The sequence below is a fragment of the Aeromonas sp. s11 genome, assembly GCF_040907945.1.
Lineage (GTDB): Bacteria > Pseudomonadota > Gammaproteobacteria > Enterobacterales > Aeromonadaceae > Aeromonas > Aeromonas veronii.
Genome location: NZ_JBFOCU010000041.1, coordinates 16,196 through 39,954 on the forward strand (window position 1 = coordinate 16,196; position 23,759 = coordinate 39,954).

Genomic DNA, 23,759 nt, shown 5'->3' on the forward strand with positions numbered 1-23,759 from the left:
CATGTCTTCTCACGAATCTCCCATCATTCGTCGTAAATCCAGACAGATCATGGTTGGTAATGTACCGGTTGGGGGCGATGCCCCCATTACCGTGCAGACCATGACCAACACCAAGACCACAGATGTCGCCGCCACCATCGAGCAGATCCAGCGGATCGAGCGGGTCGGTGCCGATATCGTCCGTGTCTCCGTGCCCACCATGGAAGCGGCGGAAGCCTTCCGGCTGATCAAACAGCAGACCCGCATTCCCATCGTTGCCGATATCCACTTCGACTATCGCATCGCCTTGAAAGTGGCCGAGTACGGTGCCGATTGCCTGCGTATCAACCCGGGCAACATCGGCAACGAGCAGCGGGTGCGCTCGGTGGTCGATTGTGCACGCGACCTCAATATCCCGATCCGTATCGGGGTCAATGGCGGGTCGCTGGAGAAAGATATCCAGGAGAAGTACGGCGAGCCGACCCCAGAGGCGCTGGTGGAGTCAGCCATGCGCCACGTGGACTATCTCGATCGTCTCGATTTCCAGGATTTCAAGGTGAGCGTCAAGGCCTCCGATGTGTTCCTGGCGGTCGGTGCCTATCGCCTGCTGGCCAAGCAGATTGAACAGCCGCTGCACCTTGGCATCACCGAAGCGGGCGGTTTCCGTGCCGGCGCGGTGAAGTCTGCCATCGGTCTGGGTATGCTACTCACCGACGGCATCGGCGATACCCTGCGTATCTCGCTGGCGGCGGATCCGGTGGAGGAGGTAAAGGTCGGTTTCGATATCCTCAAATCCCTGCGTATTCGCTCCCGTGGCATCAACTTTATCGCTTGCCCATCCTGCTCACGGCAGGAGTTCGATGTGATCGCCACTGTCAACGCGCTGGAAGAGCGGCTCGAAGACATCATCACCCCGATGGATGTTTCCATCATCGGCTGTGTGGTGAATGGCCCGGGCGAAGCGCTGGTCTCTGACCTTGGTCTGGCGGGTGCCGCCAACAAGAGTGCCTTCTATGAAGGGGGCCAGCGGGTCGATCGGCTCGACAACAAGGATCTCATTCCAACTCTGGAGCGCCGCATTCGCGCCCGTGCCGCCATGCTGGATCCCGCCAACCGGATCCCGATGGACAAGGAGTGAGCGAAACAGGGCCACATTGGGTGGCCCTGTTTCCAGGTGACTGATTTTAAATCCCGCATCCGGATTCCCTGATTTTACCTTGGGGGGGAAAATCCCTATAATGCGGCCAAATTTTACCTCTTTTTCTCGAGTATCAACGTGGCAAAACAGATCCAAGCTATTCGCGGTATGAATGATTGCCTGCCGGAGCAGAGCCCGGTATGGCAGAAGGTTGAACAGATCCTGCGCCAGGTCGTTGCCAGCTATGGCTACAGCGAAGTGCGCATGCCGATTGTCGAGCAGACTCATCTGTTCAAGCGCGCCATCGGTGAAGTGACCGACGTGGTCGAAAAAGAGATGTACACCTTTGAAGACCGTAACGGCGACAGCCTGAGCCTGCGTCCGGAAGGGACAGCCAGCTGCGTCCGTGCCGGTATCGAACACGGTCTGCTCTACAACCAGGAACGCCGGATGTGGTACATGGGCCCCATGTTCCGTCACGAGCGTCCCCAGAAGGGCCGTTATCGCCAGTTCCACCAGTTCGGTGTCGAGCTGTTTGGCATCAACGGGCCGGACATTGACGCCGAGCTGATCATGCTGACCCACCGTCTGTGGCGTCTGTTTGGCATCAGCGAGCATGTCACCCTGCAGCTCAACACCTTGGGTCAGAGCGCCGAGCGTGCCGCTTACCGCGATGCGCTGGTGGCCTATCTGGAGCAGTACAAGGAGCAGCTGGACGAAGAGAGCCAGCGCCGCATGTACAGTAACCCGCTGCGGGTGCTCGACTCCAAGGATGAAAAGGTGCAGGCCATTCTGGCGGGTGCCCCGCGTCTGTTCGACCATCTGGGCGAAGAGAGCCTGGCCCACTTCGAGGGGCTCAAGCGCCTGCTCGAGTCTGCCGGTATCAAATACGAAGTGAACGAGCGTCTGGTGCGTGGTCTTGACTACTACAACCTGACCGTGTTCGAGTGGGTCACCAGCAGTCTGGGTGCCCAGGGCACCGTCTGTGCCGGTGGCCGCTATGATGGTCTGGTAGAGCAGCTGGGCGGTCAACCGACCCCGGCCGTGGGCTTTGCCATGGGCATGGAGCGTCTGGTGCTGATGTTGGAAACTCTCGAGCTCAACGCCGATATCCGCCCGGCGGTGGATGTCTATCTGGCGATGGTGGGCGAGGGGACCGAACAGGCTGGGTTCCAGCTGGCCGAGCGTCTGCGCGATGCCCTGCCGGACCTGCGCCTGATGAGCCACTGCGGTGGTGGCAACTTCAAGAAACAACTCAAACGTGCCGACAAGAGCGGCGCGGCAATCGCCCTGATCCTTGGTGAGACCGAGGTGCAAAACGGGGAGATCACTATCAAATATCTGCGTGGTCAGGCCGAGCAACAGACCGTCAAGGTTGACGCCGCCATTGCCCTGCTGGCAGCCAAAGGAGAGTAAGCTGTGGAAGTCTATACCACCGAAGAACAACAGGTTGAGGTTATCAAGGAGTGGTGGAAAGAGAACGGAACCTCGGTGATTGCCGGGACCGTGATCGGTCTGGTCGGTCTGTTCGGCTGGCGCTATTACAACCAGCACCAGCAAGAGACCATGGAGGCCTCCTCCCACTCTTACAACCAGGTGATTGAGCAGCTGGCCAAGGGCGATGCCGCCGGTTTCGAGCAGGCACAGCAGTTTGTTACCGCCAACAAGGGTGACTCCTACGGTGAACTGGCCGCGTTGCAACTGGCTGCCGCTGCCGTCAAGGCGGGCAAGCTGGATCTGGCTGCCGAGCAGCTGAATCTGGTGGCGACCACGGGTGACGAGAGCATTCGTCCCATCGCGGCGCTGCGTCTGGCCCGTGTGCTGAATGATCAGGGCAAGGCAGATGAAGCGCTGGCCAAGCTGGCAACTATCCAGAATGAGGCCTTCAAGGCGCAGGTAGCCGAAGTCCGTGGTGATGTGCTGCAAAAGCAGGGCAAGACCGAAGAGGCTCGTGATGCCTATCAGGCGGCGGCGGATGCCGGCGGCCTGCAGGGTAGCGCCGAGCTCAAGCTGAAAATGGACGATCTGGCCCTGCCGGCCGTTGCGACTGGTGAGGCACCGGATGCGTAATCTATTCAAAATGGTGGCGCTGGGGGCTGCGGTCTCCTTCGCTCTGCAGGGGTGCTCCCTGTTCAGTTCCGAAGAGGATCTCAACCCGATGGCGCCGCTGCCCAAGGTTGAATCTGCCTTCACTGCCGACACCGCATGGTCATCCACTGTGGGTGATGGCATCGGTGACTTCTACTCCCAGCTCAAGCCGGTGGTGGAAGAGGATCGTATCTATGCGGCGGCCCGCGACGGCGATGTCAGCGCCTTTGACCGTGCCAGTGGTGATCGCCTCTGGACTGTCGATCTGGCCGACCTGCCGGTCAACGCCGACAAGCGCAGCGCTCGTCTCTCCGGTGGTCTGGTCTCCCGTTACGGCAAGCTGTTCCTCGGCTCCGAGAACGGGGTGGTCTACGCCCTGAACGAAGAGAACGGTGAAGTGCTGTGGCAGACCAATGTGCCCGGCGAAGTGGTGGCAAGCCCCGCGGTGGAAGATGGCCGCGTGGTGGTGTTGACCACCTCCGGTCGCCTGATCGCCCTCGACACTGATGAAGGCAAGATGCAGTGGTCGCTCTCCGAAGAGCAGCCGCCGCTGACCCTGCGCAGTGCCGGTGCACCGGTGATCACCAACGGCGCCGTGATTTACGGTCGTGCCGATGGCAAGGTGGGTATCGCCCTGCTGAGCAACGGCCAGCCTGTGCGCCAGTCCAAGGTGGCTGATCCGCGCGGTGCCACCGAGCTGGACCGTATGGTTGACGTCGATGCCAGCCCGCTGATTGCCGGTGATGAGCTCTACGCCATCGCCTACAACGGTCAGCTGATGGCGCGCAAACTGATGACCGGCGATGAAGTGTGGAAGCGCAAGTATTCCGGCTATCGCGATCTGGCGATGACCGGTAATGCCATCGTGCTGACCGACAGCCGCAGCCATCTGTTTGCCATCGACCGTCGCAACGGTCTGGAGCTGTGGTCCAACACCCAGCTGGAAAATCGTACCGTCACTGCACCTGTCATCTTCGGTGACTATGTGGTGGTGGGTGATGTGGAAGGATACCTGTATTGGCTTGATCGTACCGACGGTACCATCAAGGCGATGCAGCAGCTCGATAGCAGTGGTCTCTATGCCGCCCCGCTGGTGGATGGCGAGACCCTGTATGTGCAGAGCCGTGACGGCAAGTTGTACGCCCTCAAGCGTCCTTGATCGTCCGATAATGTGAATATCCGGCTCCTGGTCTTCGGACCCGGAGCCTTTGTCGTCTTGAGAATGAGGCTTTTATGACTCCTGTAGTAGCCCTGGTGGGCCGCCCCAACGTGGGGAAATCCACCCTGTTTAACCGCTTGACCCGTACTCGGGATGCCCTGGTTGCCGATTTTCCCGGTCTGACCCGGGACCGTAAATACGGTCAGGCGAAGTTGGGCGAGCTGGAATTTATCGTGGTCGATACCGGTGGTATCGATGGCACCGAAGAGGGGATCGAGCTGAAGATGGCCGAGCAATCTCTGCTGGCCATCGAAGAAGCGGACGTCGTGCTGTTCATGGTGGATGCCCGTGCCGGCCTGACCGCGGCGGATCAAGCCATTGCCGAGCACCTGCGCAAGGCCCACAAGAAGGTATTTCTGGTGGCCAACAAGACCGACGGTATCGACGGTGATTCCGCGGTCTCCGAGTTCTACGGTCTGGCGCTGGGCGAGGTCTATCAGATCGCGGCCGCCCACGGTCGTGGCGTGCTGAGCCTGCTGGAACTGGCCCTGGCTCCCCATCTGGAGACCCTGGTCGACTCCGCTACCGATGAAGATGCGCAGGATGAGGAAGAGGAGGACTTCGACGAAGAAGCCCTGCTGCGCATGGTGGCTGCCGGTGAACTCGATACCAAAGAGGACACCAAGGAGACCCCGTTCGCCGACCTGCCCATCAAGTTCGCCATCGTTGGTCGTCCCAACGTCGGTAAATCTACCCTGACCAACCGCATGCTGGGTGAAGATCGGGTCATCGTCTATGACATGCCCGGCACCACCCGTGACTCCGTTTACATTCCGATGGAGCGTGACGAGCAGAAGTATGTGGTTATCGACACCGCCGGTGTGCGTCGTCGTGGCAAGGTGCACGAGACGGTGGAGAAGTTCTCCGTTATCAAGACCCTGAAAGCTATCGAAGATGCCAACGTTTGCCTGCTGGTGATCGACGCCCAGGAGACCATCACCGATCAGGACTTGAGCATCCTTGGCTATGTGCTCCACGCCGGTCGCTCCGTGGTGCTGGTGGTGAACAAGTGGGATGGTCTGGATCAGAAGGTGAAAGAGGATGTGAAGAACGAGCTGGATCGTCGCTTGGGCTTCATCGACTTCGCTCGCGTCCACTTCATCTCCGCCCTGCACGGCAGCGGTGTCGGCCATCTGTTTGAATCCATTCAGGAGGCTTACCAGTCCGCCACCCGTCGTACCAGCACCGCCATGCTGACCCGCATCATGCAGATGGCGCAGGAAGATCACCAGCCGCCGATGGTCAATGGTCGCCGCGTCAAGCTCAAGTATGCCCACGCCGGTGGCTACAACCCGCCGCGTATCGTGATCCACGGCAACCAGCTGAACGACTTGCCGGACTCCTACAAGCGGTATCTGATCAACTACTTCCGCAAGTCCCTCAAGATCATGGGCTCGCCAATCCGGGTCGAGTTCCAGGAGTCGGTCAACCCGTTTGAAGGGAAGAAGAACACCATGACCCTGAGTCAGGAACGTCAGCGCAAACGCCTGCTGAAGATGAAGAAGAAATAAGTCCTTGCGGCTGCCCTCACCGGCAGCCGCTTTGTTATCCTCGCCACGTTAAGGTGAGGAATAAGGGGAGGGGGATCTGCCATGGAACAAGACCATGGCAGATCCACTTTTCGAGGAGTCGACTATGGAAGCCCTGCTTTGTCCATCATGCCAGGCTGAACTGGATACCCGCAGCAAGGAGCAAACCTGTGGCCAGTGTCAGGCCAATGTCCGCGTCACGGCCATCTGCCCCACCTGCCAGCAGGAGCTGGAGCGTCTCAAGGCGTGCGGCGCGGTGGATTACTTCTGCAACCACTGCAACTCGCTGATCTCCAAGCGGTCGGTACAGTTCAAGGCGGCGCTGGTGTAAGACAGTATTCAGGTGAGAAAGAAGATAAAAAAACCCGGCGAATGCCGGGTTTATGCTGTGTGCTCTGCAATAAGCAGGGTATAGGATCGATTTCTGCGCCACAGATTGCGCTTGATGTCATTAAGCTTGAGTTTGCGTCTGGGGCTCCAGCTGCACTTCGCTTTTCTGACCAGACTGATTTTTCTACGTTTTTGCATCTTGGTCTCCTCCCAACTTAGTTGGCCATCCCGGCCTTGGGTCATTGATGGAGCCCATCCGAAATTGCTGTTATTTAATCTCTCAACATAATGAAAACAATGCGATTTCGGATAGGCTCCGATGTGAATCGATGGTAACAGAGAAGTTTGCGTGAAAACAGCCGAATAATGGCTGGTTAGCGCATGGTGATCTGATTGACCACTTCGGCGATGGCGGTGGGGCGCTCGGCCAGCTCGGGCTCGCTGTCGTTGTCGAGACTCTCCCGCTGATGTGCCTTCTGCTGCTCGTTGTCGAGCCAGAGCAGACTCTGGTAATACTGGCGCACGTTGTTGACATAGTTGCGCGCCTCGCTGCCACGGGCATAGCCGTAACGTACCTTGCGGTGCCAGCGCGCTTGCTGCAGCAGCGGCAGCACCTCTTTCACGTCGCTCCAGGCGTCAGGATTCTTGCCAAGCTCTTTGGTCAGGCGGCGGGCGTCCATCATGTGGCCGTAACCTATGTTGTAGGCGGTGAGGGCAAACCACACCTTCTCGTCATCGGGCACAGAATCCGGCACCTTCTCCATCATCTGTTGCAGATAGAGGGAGCCACCCTTGATGCTCTCTTCCGGATGAAGACGGTCGTTGACTCCCATCGCCTTGGCGGTGGGCTCGGTCAGCATCATCATGCCGCGCACGCCGGTGTAGGAGCGGGCCTGCGGGTCCCAGTGGGACTCCTGATAGCTGATGGCGGCGAGCAGACGCCAGTCGATATTCTTGGCGTGAGTCTGGAACAGCGGCTGGTACTTGGGCAGCAGGCTCTTGGCGCGCTTGAGGAAGGTACGGGTATCGACAAAGTCGAAGTTCTGCACGTGGCCGAAGTACTTCTCGTCCAGCTTGGCGATGGCACCATCCATAAAGCGCTGACCGAAGAAGTCGATCACGCTGGCATAGAGGCTGTCATCGGGCAGCTTGCTCATGGCCCAGGCAACGGTTTGCTTCTGGGCCAGGGTCAGCCCCTCGGTGAGCTCCGGGTAGTAGCGCTGGGTACGGGCCAGCACGGTATCCTGCACCACAGTGTAGTCAATCTTGCCATCCACCACCTGTTTGAGCAGCTCCTCCACATCGGCGTTGTCGCTGGTGCTCCAGGCTAGTTTCGGATTTTCTTTGCTCATCTCTTTGAGCAGATCTTCACCGGTGGAGCCGGCGGCCACCACCAACTTGCCCTTGATATCGTTCAATGAGGCAGGCTTGGGTTTGCCGTTGCGGTAGACCAGTTTGGGAGAGACCTGATAGAAGCCCGGGCCGAAGCGAAACAGCTCGCGCCGTTCGGGGGTGACCATGATGGCGGCAGCCGCCAGATCGAGTTTGCCCTTTTTCAGCAGGGTGACCAGTTGGTCAGTGGTGTCGACCGGGATGATGGTGAGTTTCACCCCCAACCAGTCGGCATAATTTTGCGCCAGCTCGTAATCGAACCCCTGGGCGAGGTCGTCACGCTGGTAATAGGAGGTTGGACCATAGATGGTGCCAACCCGGATCTCGCCTCGCTGGCGGATCTGCTCCAGCTGGCTGGAGGGGCTATAGAAGTCGCAGCCAACCAGTGTCAGCGTCAACAACAGCCCGATAAACAGTCGAAAAATGCAGCGCAAGTAGGTGAGTACCTTTGTTGAAAAAATCGGCATTTGTCAAAAAAGAGGCACCTTTATACCAGAGAGTGTGCGCAGAGTCACACTGCACGAAGTGAGAAAAACGTTTGTCCGCTGTGAGCCAGATCCCTATAATACGCGCGTCTCAATTCCCCCCCACTTTAAAACTTGGTGAGAAAGGTCATATGGATATCTTGCGTGGTGCCCCAGCACTGTCTGATTTTCGTGTCCAAAAACTGCTGCAACGCTTCGCACAGATGAGAAATGAGAGTGGAGTAGAGAGCGGAGTAGAGATAGAGGATGTCTATGCCGAGTATGTGCACTTTGCCGAGCTGACAAGCCCCCTCTCTCCCCCCGAGCGAGCGACCTTGGGCCAGCTCTTGCGCTACGGCCCGACTATCCCCGAACACACCCCCAGCGGTCAGCTGTTTCTTGTTACCCCCCGCCCCGGCACTATCTCCCCCTGGTCTTCCAAAGCAACCGACATCGCCCACAACTGCGGCCTGAAACAGGTCAAGCGGCTGGAGCGTGGTATTGCCTATTACCTGACCATCAAGGGGCAGGGTGAGTTGAGTGCCGCCCAGCGCAGCGCCATTGCCGCCGTGCTCCATGATCGGATGATGGAAGTGGTATTTGCCGAGATGAGCGAAGCTGCCGCCCTGTTTGCTCACCACGAGCCGCGCCCCTTCACCCAGGTGGATGTGCTGGGCGGTGGTCGCGCAGCCTTGGCCGAAGCCAACGTGGCGCTCGGTCTGGCGCTGGCCGACGACGAAATCGACTATCTGGTGGAGAACTTCACCAAGTTGGGTCGCAACCCCAACGATATCGAGCTCTACATGTTCGCCCAGGCGAACTCCGAACACTGCCGTCACAAGATCTTCAATGCCGACTGGACCATCGATGGTGAGCAGCAGCCCAAGTCGCTGTTCAAGATGATCAAGAACACCTTCGAGCAGACGCCGGATCATGTCCTCTCTGCCTATAAAGACAACGCCGCCGTGATGGAAGGGAGCCAGGGTGGCCGCTTCTTCCCGAGCCCGGCCAACGGCGAATACCAGTATCACCAGGAACAGGTCGACATCCTGATGAAGGTGGAGACCCACAACCACCCGACCGCCATCTCCCCGTTCCCGGGGGCAGCCACCGGCTCCGGCGGCGAAATCCGCGACGAGGGGGCCACCGGTCGCGGTGCCAAGCCCAAGGCGGGGCTGGTCGGTTTCTCCGTCTCCAACCTGCGCATTCCCGGCTTCGAGCAGCCCTGGGAGCAGGATTTCGGCAAGCCGAGCCGTATCGTCAGTGCCTTCGACATCATGCAGGAGGGGCCGCTCGGCGGAGCCGCGTTTAACAACGAGTTCGGCCGTCCGGCCATTCTCGGCTACTTCCGTACCTTCGAAGAGGAGGTGCCGAGCCACAACGGCGTCGAGGTGCGTGGCTACCACAAACCCATCATGCTGGCAGGCGGCATCGGCAACATCCGCACCGAACATGTCCAGAAAGGGGAGATCCCGGTCGGTGCGGCGCTGATCGTGCTGGGCGGCCCGGCGATGAACATCGGTCTGGGCGGTGGTGCCGCATCCTCCATGGCCTCCGGCCAGTCAGCCGAAGATCTCGACTTTGCCTCGGTGCAGCGTGACAACCCCGAGATGGAGCGCCGTTGCCAGGAGGTGATCGATCGCTGCTGGCAGCTGGGTGACGACAACCCTATCGTCTTTATCCACGATGTGGGGGCGGGCGGTCTCTCCAACGCCATGCCGGAGCTGGTCAACGACGGTGAGCGCGGTGGTCGTTTCGATTTGCGCGCCATCCAGAGCGATGAGCCGGGCATGAGCCCGCTGGAGATCTGGTGCAACGAATCCCAGGAGCGTTACGTGCTGGCGGTAGCGCAGGACAAGCTGCCGCAGTTCAAGGCGCTGTGTGAGCGCGAGCGCGCCCCCTATGCCGTCATCGGCACCGCGACCGAAGAGAAGCATCTGACCCTCTTTGACAGCCACTTTGACAATCAGCCCATCGATCTGCCGCTGGATGTGCTGCTCGGCAAGGCCCCCAAGATGCACCGCGACGTGGTGACCCTGCCTGCACAAGGCAAAGCGCTCCAGCTCGATGGCATCACTTTGAGTGACGCGGCCGAGCGGGTACTGCGTCTGCCGACCGTGGCGGAGAAGTCCTTCCTTATCACCATCGGCGATCGCAGCGTGACCGGTCTGGTCAATCGCGACCAGATGGTTGGCCCCTGGCAGATCCCGGTGGCCGATTGCGCCGTCACCGCTGCCACCTACGACAGCTATCACGGCGAAGCCATGTCGATGGGCGAGCGTACTCCGGTGGCGCTGCTCTCCCACGCTGCCTCTGCCCGCATGGCGGTAGCGGAAGCGCTCACCAACCTGGCGCCAACCCACATCGGGTCGCTGAAGCGGGTCAAGCTTTCCGCCAACTGGATGGCCGCTGCCGGTCATCCGGGGGAAGATGCCGGGCTCTATGAGGCGGTCAAGGCGGTGGGTGAGGAGCTCTGCCCGGCCCTTGGCATCACCATTCCTGTGGGCAAGGACTCCATGTCCATGAAGACCCGCTGGCAGCAGGATGGCAAGGAGCACAGCGTCACCTCGCCGCTCTCTCTGCTCATCTCCGCCTTTGCCCGGGTCGAGGATGTGCGCAACACAGTCACGCCACAACTGCGTACCGATCTCGGTGAAACCGACCTTATCCTCATCGACCTTGGCAATGGCAAGCAGCGCCTCGGCGCCTCGGCGCTGGCGCAGGTCTATCGCCAGCTGGGTGACAAGGCGCCGGATCTCGACAATCCGGTCCAGCTCAAGGGCTTCTTCAACGCCATTCAGGCGCTGGTGGCCGATCGCAAGCTGATCGCCTACCACGACCGCTCCGACGGCGGCCTGTTCGTCACCCTGACCGAAATGGCGTTTGCCGGCCACTGCGGCCTCGACATCCAGCTCGATCGCATCGGCGGCGAGCTGCTGCCGGCGCTGTTCAACGAAGAGCTGGGCGCCGTCATTCAGGTGCGTCGTGAAGATAAAGAGGCGGTGATGACCCTGCTGGCCGGTCACGGTCTGGCGGCCTGCTCCCATGTGCTCGGTACCGTGCGCGAAGGGGACCTCATCACCCTGCAGCGGGGCGGTCAGGAGGTCTATCGCGCCAGCCGCACTGCCCTTCGCACCATCTGGGGCGAGACCAGTTGGCAGATGCAGCGCCTGCGCGACAACCCGGCGTGCGCCGACAGTGAGCACGCGGCCCGTCAGGACGCCACCGATCCGGGTCTGCATGCCAAGCTGACTTACAACCCGTCCGAGGATGTGGCTGCACCTTACATTGCCCGCGGGGTCTCACCCCGTCTGGCGGTGCTGCGCGAGCAGGGGGTCAACTCCCATGTGGAGATGGCGGCGGCGTTCGATCGTGCCGGTTTCGCGGCGGTCGATGTCCATATGAGCGATATTCTCTCCGGTCGCATCAAGCTGGAGGAGTTCCAGACCCTGGTGGCCTGTGGCGGCTTCTCCTACGGTGACGTGCTGGGGGCGGGGGAAGGCTGGGCCAAGTCCATCCTGTTCAATGACAACGCCCGCGAGCAGTTCCAGCGCTTCTTCGAGCGTGGCGATACCCTCTCTCTGGGTGTCTGCAACGGTTGCCAGATGATGTCCAACCTGCGGGATCTCATCCCGGGTGCCGATCTCTGGCCGCGCTTTGTGCGCAACCGCTCCGAGCGCTTCGAGGCCCGCTTCAGTCTGGTTGAGGTGCAGGAGTCCCCATCGGCCTTCTTCGCCGGCATGGCAGGCTCGGTGATGCCCATTGCCGTTTCCCACGGGGAAGGGCGTGTCGAGGTGCGCGATGCCGCTCACCTGAGCGCACTGCAGCAGAGCGGTCTGGTAGGGCTGCGCTTTGTCGACAACCGCGGCAGCGTGACCGAGCAGTACCCGGCCAACCCGAATGGCTCGCCGGATGGTATCACCGCCGTGACCACCACCGACGGCCGCGCCACCATCATGATGCCGCACCCGGAGCGGGTGTTCCGCACCGTGGCCAACTCCTGGCACCCCGACAACTGGGGCGAGGACGGCGCCTGGATGCGGATGTTCCGCAACGCCCGGGTTCGTCTGGGTTAATAGAGACAGCGCCAGCGCATAAAAACAGAAACCGGCCACTTGGCCGGTTTTTTATGAATAGTTCAGTTAGATGCTGACTTTACATATCAGAGCACCATGGCGGCAATCCAGCCGAAGATCACCAGCGGGATGTTGTAGTGAATAAAGGTGGGCACCACGCTGTCCCAGATATGGTCGTGCTGACCATCTGCGTTGAGGCCGGAGGTGGGCCCCAGAGTCGAGTCGGAGGCCGGTGAACCCGCATCCCCCAGCGCGCCTGCGGTACCGACCAGGGCGATGATCGCCATCGGTGAGAAGCCAAGCTGCAGGCAGAGCGGCACATAGATGGTGGCGATGATGGGCACGGTGGAGAAGGAAGAACCGATCCCCATGGTGATGAGCAGACCCACCAGCAGCATCAGGAAGGCGGCGATGCCTTTGTGCTGGCCTATGCCTGAGGCAACCACCTGAACCAGAGAGTCGACCCCGTGGGTTGCCTTCATCACGGCGGCAAAACCGGCGGCGGAGATCATGATGAAGCCGATCAGCGACATCATCCGCACCCCCTGAGTGAAGGCATCCTGGCTTTCGCGAAACTTGATGACGCCGCCGCAGGTGAAGATGACAAAACCGGCTAGCGCACCCAGTACGATGCTGTTGGTCATCAGTTGCAGCCCCAGCGCTACGCCAATGGCCAGCAGAGCTACCCAGATGTGGGTAAGGTTGAGCTCGACCGCTTCGGGCTCGGCATCCAGGATCTTGGCCAGATCGTACTGGCGCGGTTTGCGATAGCTGATGAATACCGCAGTCAGCAGGCCCAGTACCATACCGGCGACCGGAATGGCCATCGCCAGCGGGATCTGGCTGGTGGTGATGGGCACGCCGTTATCAATCAGGTTCTTGGCCAGAATGTTGTTCAGGAAGATGCCACCAAAGCCGACCGGCAGCACCATATAGGTAGCTGTCAGGCCAAAGGTGATGACACAGGCCACCTGACGACGGTCGATCTGCATCTGCGCCATCACATGCAGCAGCGGCGGGATCAGGATGGGAATAAAGGCGATGTGAACCGGGATCAGGTTCTGGGAGGAGATCGCCACGGCCAGCACGGAAGAGAGCAGCAGGGTTTTGACCCACATGATGCGGGTCGAGCTGGCATCCTTGCCCAACTGGTTGATCACCTTGCGGGCCAGCAGGTCGGTGATCCCGGAGCGGGAGATGGCAACCGCAAAGGCGCCCAGCATGGCGTAGGAGAGAGCAATCTCGGCGCCACCGCCCAGGCCACCGCTGAAGGTGGTGAGGGTATCGGTCAACGACAGCCCACCGACCAGGCCGCCAGCAATGGCCCCCAGCGCCAGCGAGACCACCACATTGATCCGCAGCAGACTGAGCACCAGCATCAGCCCGACTGCGATAACAACTGGATTCATTTGATTTCCTTATAGTTTGTTATTGCTGTCTGTCATGTGAAGGGGAGTTAGTTTGCGAAAAATGTGACAAATGTCGAGAAAAAAATCAGTCAAACCCCTCATATCGCAGCAGCATGTGGCACAAGGTTGCTCAACATGAGGGGTTTTGACCTGTTTATCTCCGTGCATCCCGTGCGCAGCGGTGGATAGTGACCTTGATAGCGATTTCCGGTGCGCCGTGCAATCAATCACTTCCCAAAATAGCGAAGGCTGCCTGTGGCAGCCTTCGTCCGTTTATTCTTGCCCCTCATCATCGGCAGGAGCATCGGTTGTGTCATCATCCGGATGCGCTGGCGGCCAACCCCCCATGCTCTTCCAGCGGTTAACGATATGACAGAACAGCTCTGTGGTGCGTTCGGTGTCATAGAGGGCAGAGTGCGCCTCTTTATTGTCAAACGGGATGCGGGCACTCTGGCACGCTTTGGCCAGCACGGTCTGACCCAGCGCCAATCCGGAGAGAGCCGCGGTGTCGAAGGTCGCAAACGGGTGGAACGGATTGCGCTTGAGGCCAGCGCGCTCGGCGGCAGCCATCACGAAGCCGTGATCGAAGGTAGCGTTGTGGGCCACTATGATGGCGCGGCCGCAATCCTGCTCCTTCATCCCCTTGCGGATCCCCTTGAAGATCTCGGTCAGTGCCTCTTTTTCCGAGACAGCGCCACGCAACGGGTTGTAGGGGTCGATGCCGGTGAACTCCAGCGCGGCCTTTTCCAGGTTGGCACCTTCGAAAGGCTCGACATGAAAGTGGAATACCTGATCGGGAACGAGCCAGCCCTGCTCATCCATTTTCAGGGTGTAAGCCGCGATTTCGAGCAGGGCATCGGTCTTGGCGTTGAACCCGGCTGTTTCAACATCGATGACGACGGGGTAAAAACCACGGAAACGGCCCTTGAGGGTATGAACTGCGTCGGTCATGGGATCTCGGTCGGGATAAAATGAGGCGGCATTATGGCAAAAAAGCGCTGGCTTGTCCCCCCATCCCACGCTGTCGGCCGCGGCAATATGTCGCTCGATTCAATATCTGTGCAGCCACCAGCGGGCGGCAATCAGCGCCGTGAGCGTGCCCAACAGGGCGCTGGCCAGCACATCCACCGGCCAATGCATTCCCATTACCATGCGCGACAGACCAACCCCTAGCGCCCACAACGGCAGCAGCCAGACGCCCGTGGGGGCTCGGGCCAGCCAGATAAGGCCAAAGAACTGGGCCAAGCTGATGGCGGCGATACTGTGGCCGGAGGGGAAGGCGTAGTTCACCTCGGCCTGCCAGTGGTGGCCGAGCCACTCAGGCAGGGCCAACAACTGGCTGGCGGCATGAACCTGTTCGCTGCGCACATCGATACTACTGGCGTAGAAGTGCTTGATGGCCGGGATCAGCGCCTGACTCTCAAGCCAGAGCAGATAGGGTCTGGGCTCTTCGGTCAGGTGTTTGATCAGGCTCTTGAGCACCCAGTCGCTGGCAAGTAGGGCCGCCAGCGCACACCCCAGCGCAATGAAGGGAGCCAGCTCCAGTTTGAGTTTGTAGCGGGTCAGCATCAGCAAGAGGGCGCCACTGACCCCGATCCCGGGAAGATCGACCATGCGGGTGAGGGCGTATGACCACCATAACCAGCCTGATTGCAGGGAGCCGGTCAGAAAAGGCTGCCAGGGCAGGGTGGCGAGCAGCAGCAGGGGCAGGATTAACAGGGCAGTGAAGCCAAGCACCTGACTGCGGGTGAGTGAAGCGGTTGACATTGGGAGCGACGAAGCGTGTGGCGGCATGGTGGGTATGGGCGATCGCGAAAAAGAGGGGCATTGTGCCATCGTGATATGCCCGGACAAAGCCGAGCAGCACGTTTGTTACCTCTGCTTACACATTTGTGGCGATATCCTCTGTTTGAGCGGGCGGATGGAGCGGCTGCCGCGCAATGTGGTCCCCTTTCGCGCCGGATTGCATCACAGGCTGAAATCTCGGGCGGCTTTGCGCTAGAATGGCGCCCCCGTGGCGGTTGTGACCAAAGAGAGCCCGATGAAGATAGTCGTTGATGAGAATATGCCCCATGCCGTGGAGCTGTTTGCCGAATTTGGCGAGGTGGTCGCCTTGCCCGGACGGCAGATGCAGGCCTGCGATCTGCTGGATGCCGATGTGCTGCTGGTGCGTTCGGTCACCCGCGTCAACGGCGATTTGCTGGCGACCAGCCCCAAACTCGGGTTTGTCGGCACCGCCACCATAGGCACAGACCATGTGGACAAGACCCTGCTGGCAAGCCGCAATATTCCCTTCTTCAGCGCCCCCGGTTGCAACAAGTATTCGGTGGGGGATTATGTGCTCTCCGCCCTGCTGGTGCTGGCGGAGCGTTATGAACTCGACCTCTCGGCCATGACGTTGGCGGTGATTGGCGCGGGCAATACCGGCGAGTGTGTGGCTGACAAGGCCCAAGCGCTCGGCATGCGGGTACTGCGCTGCGATCCACCCAAGGCGCGTAATACCCCCGATGCGGGCTTTGTCGATTACCAGACTGCCCTTGGTGCCGATATCGTCAGCTTCCATGTGCCCATTACCCGTGAAGGGCTGGATGCCACCTACCATCTGCTCGATGCCGAACAGATTGCCGCGCGCCCTGCCGGGCAGATCCTGATCAACGCATCCCGTGGCGAGGTGTGGGATAACCGGGCCCTGCTGGCGCGCCAGTTGGGCGATGCGCCTTTGCGACTGGTGATGGATGTGTGGGAGAACGAGCCCGAGCCACTGGCTGCGCTGGTGCCCCATACCGAGATTGCCACCCCCCATATCGCCGGTTACAGCCTGGAGGGGAAGGCCCGCGGCACCTGGATGCTCTATCAGGCGCTCTGCCAGCAGCTGGGACGCCAGCCTCGTCAGGATTTGAGTCGGCTGTTGCCCGCCCCCGATGTGCAGGCAGTGGTGCCGGGCCGCGCACCGGATCAGGCGCTGATCAAGCAGCTGGTGCATCTGGTCTATGACGTGCGCCGTGATGATGCCCGTTTCCGGGCCCGACTCGGCCTGCCCGGCAGCTTTGACGAGCAGCGCAAACACTATCCCGAACGCCGTGAACTATCCTCCCTGCAGGTGGAGGGGGCGTTTGCCGACCAGACGCTGGGCGAGCTGGGATTTGCGCTGTCACGCCCCTGAATCGGGGCCTAGGAGTTGGAAGATAACCGGAAGGGGTGAGTCGTACTGGCTACCTCGCCCCCATTTTTTTACTGAGCTGGCGCAGATGCTACTGCGCCGGCTCAGCCATATCAGGCAGCGTTATCTCGCCGTGCGGGAGCCTGCCGACCATGGTGCCACCCGGCGCCATTGCAGCATTATCAGAGGAGAACAGAATGAGCCAGCAGTTTAACGTAGCGGTATTGGGTGCCAGCGGCGCCGTGGGTCAGGCGATGATCGAGATCCTGGAAGAGCGCGAATTTCCGGTAGCGACCCTCTATCCGCTGGCTTCCAGCCGCAGCGCCGGTGATACCGTGCGCTTTGGCGGCAAGAACCTCGAGATCCTCGATGTGGAGGCGTTTGACTGGAGCCAGGTGCAGATCGCACTCTTCTCCGCCGGTGCCGAGGTCTCTGCCAAGTGGGCGCCGATTGCTGCCGAACACGGCTGCATCGTCATCGACAACACCTCCTGCTTCCGTTACGACGAAGATATCCCGCTGGTGATCCCGGAAGTGAACCCGGATGCGCTGGCCGATTTTCGCAATCGCAACATCATCGCCAACCCCAACTGCTCCACTATCCAGATGCTGGTGGCCCTGAAGCCGCTGCACGACGAAGTGGGGATCGCACGTATCAACGTGGCCACCTATCAATCCGTGTCAGGCTCCGGTAAAGAGGGGGTCAGCGAGCTGGCGGGTCAGACCGCTCATCTGCTCAACGGTCGTCCGGTGGAACCGACCCTCTATCCGCAACAGATCGCCTTTAACCTGATCCCGCAGATCGACAGCTTCACTGACAACGGCTACACCCGTGAAGAGATGAAGATGGTGTGGGAAACCCAGAAGATCCTTGGCGATGCCAGCATTGCCGTGAACCCCACCTGCGTGCGGGTGCCGGTCTTCTACGGCCATGCCGAGGCGGTACACGTCGAACTGCACCAGCCGCTCGATGCCGAACAGGTCAAGGATCTACTGCGCAATGCGCCGGGCGTGACCCTGTTTGATGACGAAGGGGATTATCCGACCCCGGTGCGTGACGCAACCGGCAAGGATGAGGTGCTGGTGGGTCGGGTGCGCCAGGATATTTCTCATCCAAGTGGTATCAATATGTGGATCGTGGCCGATAACGTTCGTAAGGGCGCGGCAACCAACAGTGTACAGATTGCCGAGCTGCTGGTTCGCGACTATCTGTAAGGCTGGTCAGATGCCACAGATGCGCAGCAGGGAGTGCTGCGCATCCGGCCTGTGATCAAACCGGGGTGTGACCCATGCCGCACTCCGTCACTTCAAGATTCTGTTGCGATATCAACTGATTAAGTTTTTTCCTACACTCAGGGTCAAGTTGGGTGCTAAATGTGTCGGACCGCTGGCTTGCCAGGCGAGCCTGATTTATATTGAACCGACTGTTTTGGGGTAACTATCCAGATTTTTCAATGTGATAGGGCCGTCATACGAAGGAACGAATATGGGACATTCCCGCATAACATTGGCAACGCTACTCGCATTGGGTCTGCTGGGCACCGTCCAGGCTGAAGACTCGGCGCGGGAGCCTTTTTTTGTCGAGCTAAAAGGCCCTGACGAACCCGCACCTCCCGCCGTCAATTCCCAGCCGCTGGCGCAGCCGGTCGCCAGACCCGTCGCACAACCTGTGCGTACAACCGCCCAGCCGGTGGTGCGTCAGGTCACTGCCAATGCCGGTAGCTATGGCCCTGTTCGTCCGACCGATACCCTATGGAGCCTGGCGAGCAAATATCGCCCCTCCAATCGGGTCAGCGTCTACCAGACCATGGTGGCGATTTACGAGAAAAACCCCCGCAGTTTTGCCGATGGCAATATCAACCACATTCTGGTGGGATCCCGCATTCTGCTGCCGACCGCGGCCGAGGCGAGCGTCATCACTGATGCTCAGGCCCGCTCCAAGTTCCGTAGCGACAACGCCAGCTGGAAGGGGTTAAGCCCCAAATATCTGGCTGACAAGCAGGGCCACACCGCCAAGCCGGCTGCCGCCAAACCCGCGAAGGTGGAAGCCGCCAAGACCGAGCCGGTGAAGGCTTCGCCTGCGCCGCTACCAGTGGCGAAAGCCGCCCCCATTCCCGCTCCGGTGGTGGCACCGCAACCGGCTGCTGAAACCAAAGAAGTGGCCAAGGTGAGCGAGCCTGCGCCGAAAGAGGCGGTAGCACCTGCTCCTAGCGCTGCAGAAGGCACCACCCCGGCGCCTCTGCCTTCCGATCTGGATAAACCGGTGGGCAAACCGGCCACCGAGATGGCGCTGGCACTGGAAGATGCCAATGCCCAGCTCGGCCAGGTGACCGAGATGAACCACAGGCTCAAGCTGCGTCTGCAATCCCTGACCGAGGAGGTGGAGACCCTCAAGGCCCAGTTGCAGGATCAGACGGCGCTGCAAAAAGAGATTGCCGAGCTCAAGGCCCAACCGGTCCCGCCGGTGGTAGCCGAGCCTGAACCTGAAAAAAACTGGTTGATGGATCTGCTCTCCTCGCCGCTCAACCTCGCCATGATCATCCTGCTGCCGGTGCTGCTGGTATTGGCGCTGGTGACCCTGTGGCTGCGTGCCCGTGCCCGCCGCGAACTGGAAGAGCAGGAGAAGAGCCTCTCCGAATCCACCGCCATGATGATGGATCAGGAGCAGAGCGAGTTTGATGATCTGCTGAGCGTCGATGTGACCGACAACGAGCCGGTGCGCCCTGTGCCGGATCTCAACACCCCGGATGGCTTTATGCCGATGGAGCCTGACGAGCCGGCCGCCAAGCCGGATGTCGATCTGGTGTTCAGCGACGAGGGCGAGATGGAGCTACAGGGCTTTGAGCCCGAGCGGATGGCGGCCCAGCCAGCCAGTCGTGACCCGGATCTGGTGCCGGATCTCGATCTCTCGCTGGATGAGCCCATTGCGCTGGCCAACGAGCCCTCCATGGATCTGGCCAGCGAGTTCAATCCCAAGCCCAAGGCCGCTGACGAGATCATGAGCGAAGAGGAGCTGCAGGCAGCCCTGTTTGCCGAGCTGGATGCGGATATCTCCGCCGACCTCGAGCCCGATTTGAGCTCCATCGACAAAGTCGGTGCCGCTGACGACGATCTGGCCAGCTTCGATCTCGGCGATTTCGACAATGCCCTCGACGAGCCTGCTGCTGGCAAAGATGATAACGCTATTGATCTCAGTGCCGCAGAGGACGCTGACGAGAGTGCGGATGCCATGCTGGCCGAGCTCGGTCTTGAGCCTGTCAAGGCGAAGGAAGCCGAGCTGGATCTGGAATGGGATCCCAACGAGCTGGCGCTCTCTGATTTTGAAGATGCGTTCGCCGAGGTGGAATCACATCCGGCAGATGTTCAACCCCGTGAGCAGGCACAGGAGAGCGGCTACGTCGAGATCGACAAGCTGCTGGCCGAAGCGGATGCCACCGCGCCGGAGCAGGAGCCGTATCAGGGCTTCTCGCTGGATGTGGGGCTCGATGGCTTCCCCGAGGTGCTGCCGGAATCCACCGGGTTTGATGTGGATGCCGACGACGGCGGTGTGGGTGCCAAGCTGGATCTGGCCCGTGCCTACCTCGAGATTGACGACAAGGATAGCGCCCGCGAGCTGCTGCAAGAGGCAGCGGAGCAGGGCAGCGATCACCAGCGTGCCGAAGCCGAGAAGTTACTCAAGCGGTTGGGCTAAAGCATCTCCCATCACGGGATCAGCAAAACGGGGGCAGCCAGCAGGCTGCCCTCTTCTTTTGGCGATTTGCGATGGGGGATCATGGCCGCGCAGGCTGACCATCCAGGCCAATTGCGCGCGTGGTGGGACTTTTCGGGCTGAGCGCGTATAATCCGCCCCGTTTCTTTCACTGCGTTTTCACAACAAGACAAGTTTATCCATGCGAATTGCCCTAGGTATTGAATATGACGGCAGCCGGTATTTCGGCTGGCAGCGTCAGCGTGAAGTGATCAGCGTGCAGGCTGAACTGGAGACGGCGCTGAGCCGGATTGCCAACCACCCTGTCTCCATCCAGTGTGCCGGGCGCACCGATGCCGGTGTCCATGCGACCGGTCAGGTGATCCACTTCGATACCGAGGCGAACCGTGCCGAAGGGGCCTGGACCCTGGGGCTCAATTCCAACCTGCCGCCGGATATCGCCGTGCGCTGGGTCAAACAGGTGGACGAGAGCTTCCACGCCCGCTTCAGCGCCACCGCCCGTCGCTACCGCTATGTCATCTACAACCACAACTACCGGCCGGCGATCCTCGGCAGTGGCGTCAGCCACTACCACGAGACCATCGATGCCGAGTTGATGCACCAGGCGGGCCAGAGCCTGCTGGGGGAGCACGACTTCAGCACCTTCCGTGCCGTCGCCTGCCAATCCAACACCCCGTGGCGCAATGTGACCCATCTGTGTGTCAGCCGCTCCGGCCCCTACATCGTGCTCGACATCAAGGCCAACGCCTTCCTGCACCATATGGTGCGCAACATCACAGGCTCCCTGCTGCTGGTGGGGCAGGGGCTCAAACCGGTGGAGTGGATTGCCGAGGTGCTGGCTGCCAAGGATCGCAATCTGGCCGGGCCGACCGCCAAGGCCGGTGGCCTCTATCTGGTCGATGTGGATTACCCGGCCGAGTTTGCTCTGCCGCAGTTGCCGCTCGGCCCGCTGTGGCTGCCGGACTCGGCACCGGGTACGACCAGTTTTTAGTAACTGCGCCCGAAAAATTGTGGTTTAATGACCCGTCATTTGTTGCCATCGAGCTATTAAGTCATTGAACAATCTAGGCTCGATGCGTTTTGTCAGGCACAAAAGCATTAAGGAATTCCATGAGCTGGCTTGAGAAGATTCTTCCCAAGAGCAAGATCACTGCGCCCCGTCGTCACAACATTCCGGAAGGGGTGTGGACCAAGTGCAGTGCTTGTGAACAGGTGCTCTACCGGGCAGAGTTGGAGCGCAACCTCGAAGTGTGCCCCAAGTGTGATCATCATATGCGTATCAGCGCCCGTGCCCGTCTCGAGAGCTTCCTCGATGAGCAGGGTCGTACCGAGATCGGTGCCGAGCTGGAGCCGCAGGATGTACTGAAATTCAAGGATTCCAAGCGCTACAAGGATCGTTTGTCTGCCGCTCAGAAAGAGACGGCGGAGAAAGATGCGCTGGTGGTGATGAAAGGGACCCTCAAAGGGGTACCGGTTGTCGCCTGTTCGTTCGAATTCTCCTTCATGGGTGGCTCCATGGCCTCCGTGGTCGGTGCCCGCTTTGTACGCGCCGTCGAGGAGTGCATCAAGGAAGGCCGTGGCCTGGTCTGCTTCTCCGCCTCTGGTGGTGCTCGCATGCAGGAAGCCCTCTTCTCCCTGATGCAGATGGCCAAGACCAGTGCTGCGCTGGACCGACTCACCAAGGCGGGCCTGCCCTATATCTCCGTGCTGACCGACCCCACCATGGGTGGCGTCTCTGCCAGTCTGGCGATGCTGGGTGACATCAATGTGGGCGAGCCCAAGGCGCTGATCGGCTTTGCAGGTCCGCGCGTTATCGAGCAGACCGTGCGCGAGAAACTGCCGGAAGGCTTCCAGCGCTCCGAGTTCCTGCTGGAAAAGGGTGCCATCGATATCATCATCGATCGCCGCGAAATGCGTAACCGTCTGGCCAGCCTGCTCGCCAAAATGCTGAATACTCACGTCATCGAAGAGTGAAGATGAGTTCAAACATGCAACAATCCCAAAGCCGGTCGCTTGTCGACTGGCTTTCTTATTTGGAGCAGATCCATCCGGTCAATATCGACATGGGGCTGGATCGGGTCGGTGCCGTTGCCCGGCGCATGGGTCTCACCCAGCTGCCGTTCAAGGTGATCACGGTGGCGGGTACCAACGGCAAGGGCTCCAGCTGTGCCATGGCGGCCAGCATTCTGATGGCCGCAGGCTATAAGGTCGGCGTCTACTCCTCGCCCCATCTGCTGCGCTTTACCGAGCGGGTGCGGGTCAACGGGCAAGAGCTGCCCGACAACGATCACTGCGCCGCCTTTGCCGAGGTGGAAGCTGCTCGCGGCGAGATAGCGCTCACCTTCTTCGAGTTCGCCACCCTGGCCGGCTTGTGGCTCTTCTGCCGCGCCGCCCCCGATGTGCTGCTGCTGGAAGTGGGGCTGGGCGGTCGGCTCGACGCCACCAATGTGGTGGAGTCCGATGTGGCGATGATCACCTCCATTGCCCTCGATCACTGCGACTGGCTGGGGGATACCCGCGAAGCAGTGGCGGTGGAGAAGGCGGGGGTCTATCGCGCCGGCAAACCCGCCATCAGTGGCGAGCCCAATCCGCCTGCGACTATCGCGAGTGAAGCCCAGCGTCTTGGCGCCAACCTGCGTCAGGTCGGTATCGATTTTCTTGGCGATGAGCACGAGAGCGGTTGGGATTATCACGGCCTCAACCAGTGGCGGGATCTGCCAAAACCGGCGCTGCCGCTGATGAACGCGGTGACCGTGCTGGCGGCGCTGGAATCCCTCGGCTTGCCGCTGCCGGAGTCCGCCATTCGTGACGGGCTGGCCAATGCCCGTCTGGCTGGCCGGATGCAGCAGCTGCAAAGTGCGCCGCTGGTGATCGTCGATGTGGCCCACAACCCCCATTCGGCGGCCTATCTGGCCGCGCAATTGCGCAAGATGCCCTGCACGGGTGTGCGCCGTGCCGTGGTCGGCATGCTCAAAGACAAGGACATGGCGGGCTCCCTTGCCGAACTCGATGGCTTGATTGGCGAGTGGTATCTGGCCAGCCTCACCGGCCCGCGAGCCGCCACCTCTGTGCAACTGGCTGCGGCGTTGGGAGAGGGCAAGGGGCCTGCCAGGGAGTTTGATGATGTCAGCGCCGCTTATCAGGCAGCGTTGGCCGCATCGAGTCCGGACGATATGGTCATTGTGTTTGGTTCGTTTTACACTGTCGCCGACATTCTGGCTGGTGTCGCCGTCTAGGCCACACCCCGGCTCCCCGGCCTTCGGGCGG

The 23,759-nt window shown here is 60.5% G+C and carries 17 protein-coding genes; 13 read left to right on the forward strand and 4 right to left on the reverse strand.

Annotation, left to right across the window (positions count from 1 at the left end; genetic code table 11):
• The first annotated feature begins 1 nt into the window (after nt 1).
• The 6 genes from ispG to AB5Y84_RS11940 all read left to right on the forward strand — a co-directional run bounded on the left by ispG (nt 2) and on the right by AB5Y84_RS11940 (nt 6,284).
• Nucleotides 2-1,117 carry a flavodoxin-dependent (E)-4-hydroxy-3-methylbut-2-enyl-diphosphate synthase gene (gene ispG / locus AB5Y84_RS11915; RefSeq protein ID WP_005333801.1) on the forward strand — a complete coding sequence of 372 codons (1,116 nt, stop codon included), beginning with the start codon at nt 2-4 and terminating at the stop codon, nt 1,115-1,117.
• A gap of 138 nt (nt 1,118-1,255) precedes the next feature.
• Nucleotides 1,256-2,533, forward strand: coding sequence for a histidine--tRNA ligase (hisS, locus tag AB5Y84_RS11920; protein ID WP_005351051.1), 1,278 nt, complete (start codon nt 1,256-1,258; stop codon nt 2,531-2,533).
• Between the two features lie 3 nt (nt 2,534-2,536).
• Nucleotides 2,537-3,187, forward strand: coding sequence for a tetratricopeptide repeat protein (locus tag AB5Y84_RS11925; RefSeq protein WP_257725726.1), 651 nt, complete (start codon nt 2,537-2,539; stop codon nt 3,185-3,187).
• Nucleotides 3,180-4,364: an outer membrane protein assembly factor BamB gene (bamB, locus tag AB5Y84_RS11930; protein ID WP_005333796.1), complete on the forward strand. Its 1,185-nt coding sequence runs from the start codon at nt 3,180-3,182 to the stop codon at nt 4,362-4,364. Before AB5Y84_RS11925 ends, bamB begins: the two co-directional genes overlap by 8 nt.
• Before the next feature lie 74 nt (nt 4,365-4,438).
• Nucleotides 4,439-5,935, forward strand: a complete 1,497-nt coding sequence (der, locus tag AB5Y84_RS11935) for a ribosome biogenesis GTPase Der (protein ID WP_005333794.1) — start codon at nt 4,439-4,441, stop codon at nt 5,933-5,935.
• A gap of 124 nt (nt 5,936-6,059) precedes the next feature.
• Nucleotides 6,060-6,284 carry a zinc ribbon domain-containing protein gene (locus AB5Y84_RS11940; protein WP_159157088.1) on the forward strand — a complete coding sequence of 75 codons (225 nt, stop codon included), beginning with the start codon at nt 6,060-6,062 and terminating at the stop codon, nt 6,282-6,284.
• A 373-nt stretch (nt 6,285-6,657) separates the two neighbouring features.
• Here AB5Y84_RS11940 and mltF read toward each other — a convergent pair whose 3' ends face one another.
• Nucleotides 6,658-8,142: a membrane-bound lytic murein transglycosylase MltF gene (gene mltF / locus AB5Y84_RS11945; RefSeq protein WP_005344877.1), complete on the reverse strand. Its 1,485-nt coding sequence runs from the start codon at nt 8,140-8,142 to the stop codon at nt 6,658-6,660.
• A 149-nt stretch (nt 8,143-8,291) separates the two neighbouring features.
• Between mltF and purL the strand changes: the two genes are divergently transcribed.
• Nucleotides 8,292-12,215 carry a phosphoribosylformylglycinamidine synthase gene (purL, locus tag AB5Y84_RS11950; RefSeq protein WP_368177006.1) on the forward strand — a complete coding sequence of 1,308 codons (3,924 nt, stop codon included), beginning with the start codon at nt 8,292-8,294 and terminating at the stop codon, nt 12,213-12,215.
• Between the two features lie 86 nt (nt 12,216-12,301).
• Here purL and AB5Y84_RS11955 read toward each other — a convergent pair whose 3' ends face one another.
• The 3 genes from AB5Y84_RS11955 to AB5Y84_RS11965 all read right to left on the reverse strand — a co-directional run bounded on the left by AB5Y84_RS11955 (nt 12,302) and on the right by AB5Y84_RS11965 (nt 15,418).
• Nucleotides 12,302-13,624 carry a Na+/H+ antiporter family protein gene (locus tag AB5Y84_RS11955; RefSeq protein ID WP_201905603.1) on the reverse strand — a complete coding sequence of 441 codons (1,323 nt, stop codon included), beginning with the start codon at nt 13,622-13,624 and terminating at the stop codon, nt 12,302-12,304.
• 273 nt (nt 13,625-13,897) lie between these two features.
• A complete protein-coding gene (gene rnt, locus AB5Y84_RS11960; protein ID WP_005333780.1) occupies nt 13,898-14,575 on the reverse strand; it encodes a ribonuclease T in 678 nt (225 codons plus the stop codon).
• A gap of 99 nt (nt 14,576-14,674) precedes the next feature.
• Nucleotides 14,675-15,418: a phosphatase PAP2 family protein gene (locus tag AB5Y84_RS11965; protein ID WP_368177007.1), complete on the reverse strand. Its 744-nt coding sequence runs from the start codon at nt 15,416-15,418 to the stop codon at nt 14,675-14,677.
• A gap of 247 nt (nt 15,419-15,665) precedes the next feature.
• Between AB5Y84_RS11965 and AB5Y84_RS11970 the strand changes: the two genes are divergently transcribed.
• The 6 genes from AB5Y84_RS11970 to folC all read left to right on the forward strand — a co-directional run bounded on the left by AB5Y84_RS11970 (nt 15,666) and on the right by folC (nt 23,728).
• Nucleotides 15,666-16,787 carry a 4-phosphoerythronate dehydrogenase gene (locus AB5Y84_RS11970; RefSeq protein ID WP_257725723.1) on the forward strand — a complete coding sequence of 374 codons (1,122 nt, stop codon included), beginning with the start codon at nt 15,666-15,668 and terminating at the stop codon, nt 16,785-16,787.
• A gap of 194 nt (nt 16,788-16,981) precedes the next feature.
• Nucleotides 16,982-17,998 carry an aspartate-semialdehyde dehydrogenase gene (locus AB5Y84_RS11975; protein WP_167573081.1) on the forward strand — a complete coding sequence of 339 codons (1,017 nt, stop codon included), beginning with the start codon at nt 16,982-16,984 and terminating at the stop codon, nt 17,996-17,998.
• A 271-nt stretch (nt 17,999-18,269) separates the two neighbouring features.
• Nucleotides 18,270-20,474: a FimV/HubP family polar landmark protein gene (locus tag AB5Y84_RS11980; RefSeq protein WP_368177008.1), complete on the forward strand. Its 2,205-nt coding sequence runs from the start codon at nt 18,270-18,272 to the stop codon at nt 20,472-20,474.
• A gap of 199 nt (nt 20,475-20,673) precedes the next feature.
• The gene (gene truA, locus AB5Y84_RS11985; RefSeq protein WP_040066446.1) at nt 20,674-21,483 is read left to right on the forward strand and encodes a tRNA pseudouridine(38-40) synthase TruA; all 810 of its coding nucleotides are present in this window, start codon (nt 20,674-20,676) and stop codon (nt 21,481-21,483) included.
• Nucleotides 21,484-21,602: 119 nt separating this feature from the next.
• Entirely contained in the window at nt 21,603-22,466 is an 864-nt protein-coding gene (gene accD / locus AB5Y84_RS11990) for an acetyl-CoA carboxylase, carboxyltransferase subunit beta (RefSeq protein WP_005333765.1), read from the forward strand.
• Nucleotides 22,467-22,468: 2 nt separating this feature from the next.
• Nucleotides 22,469-23,728, forward strand: a complete 1,260-nt coding sequence (gene folC / locus AB5Y84_RS11995; protein WP_179214407.1) for a bifunctional tetrahydrofolate synthase/dihydrofolate synthase — start codon at nt 22,469-22,471, stop codon at nt 23,726-23,728.
• Nucleotides 23,729-23,759: the final 31 nt, after the last annotated feature.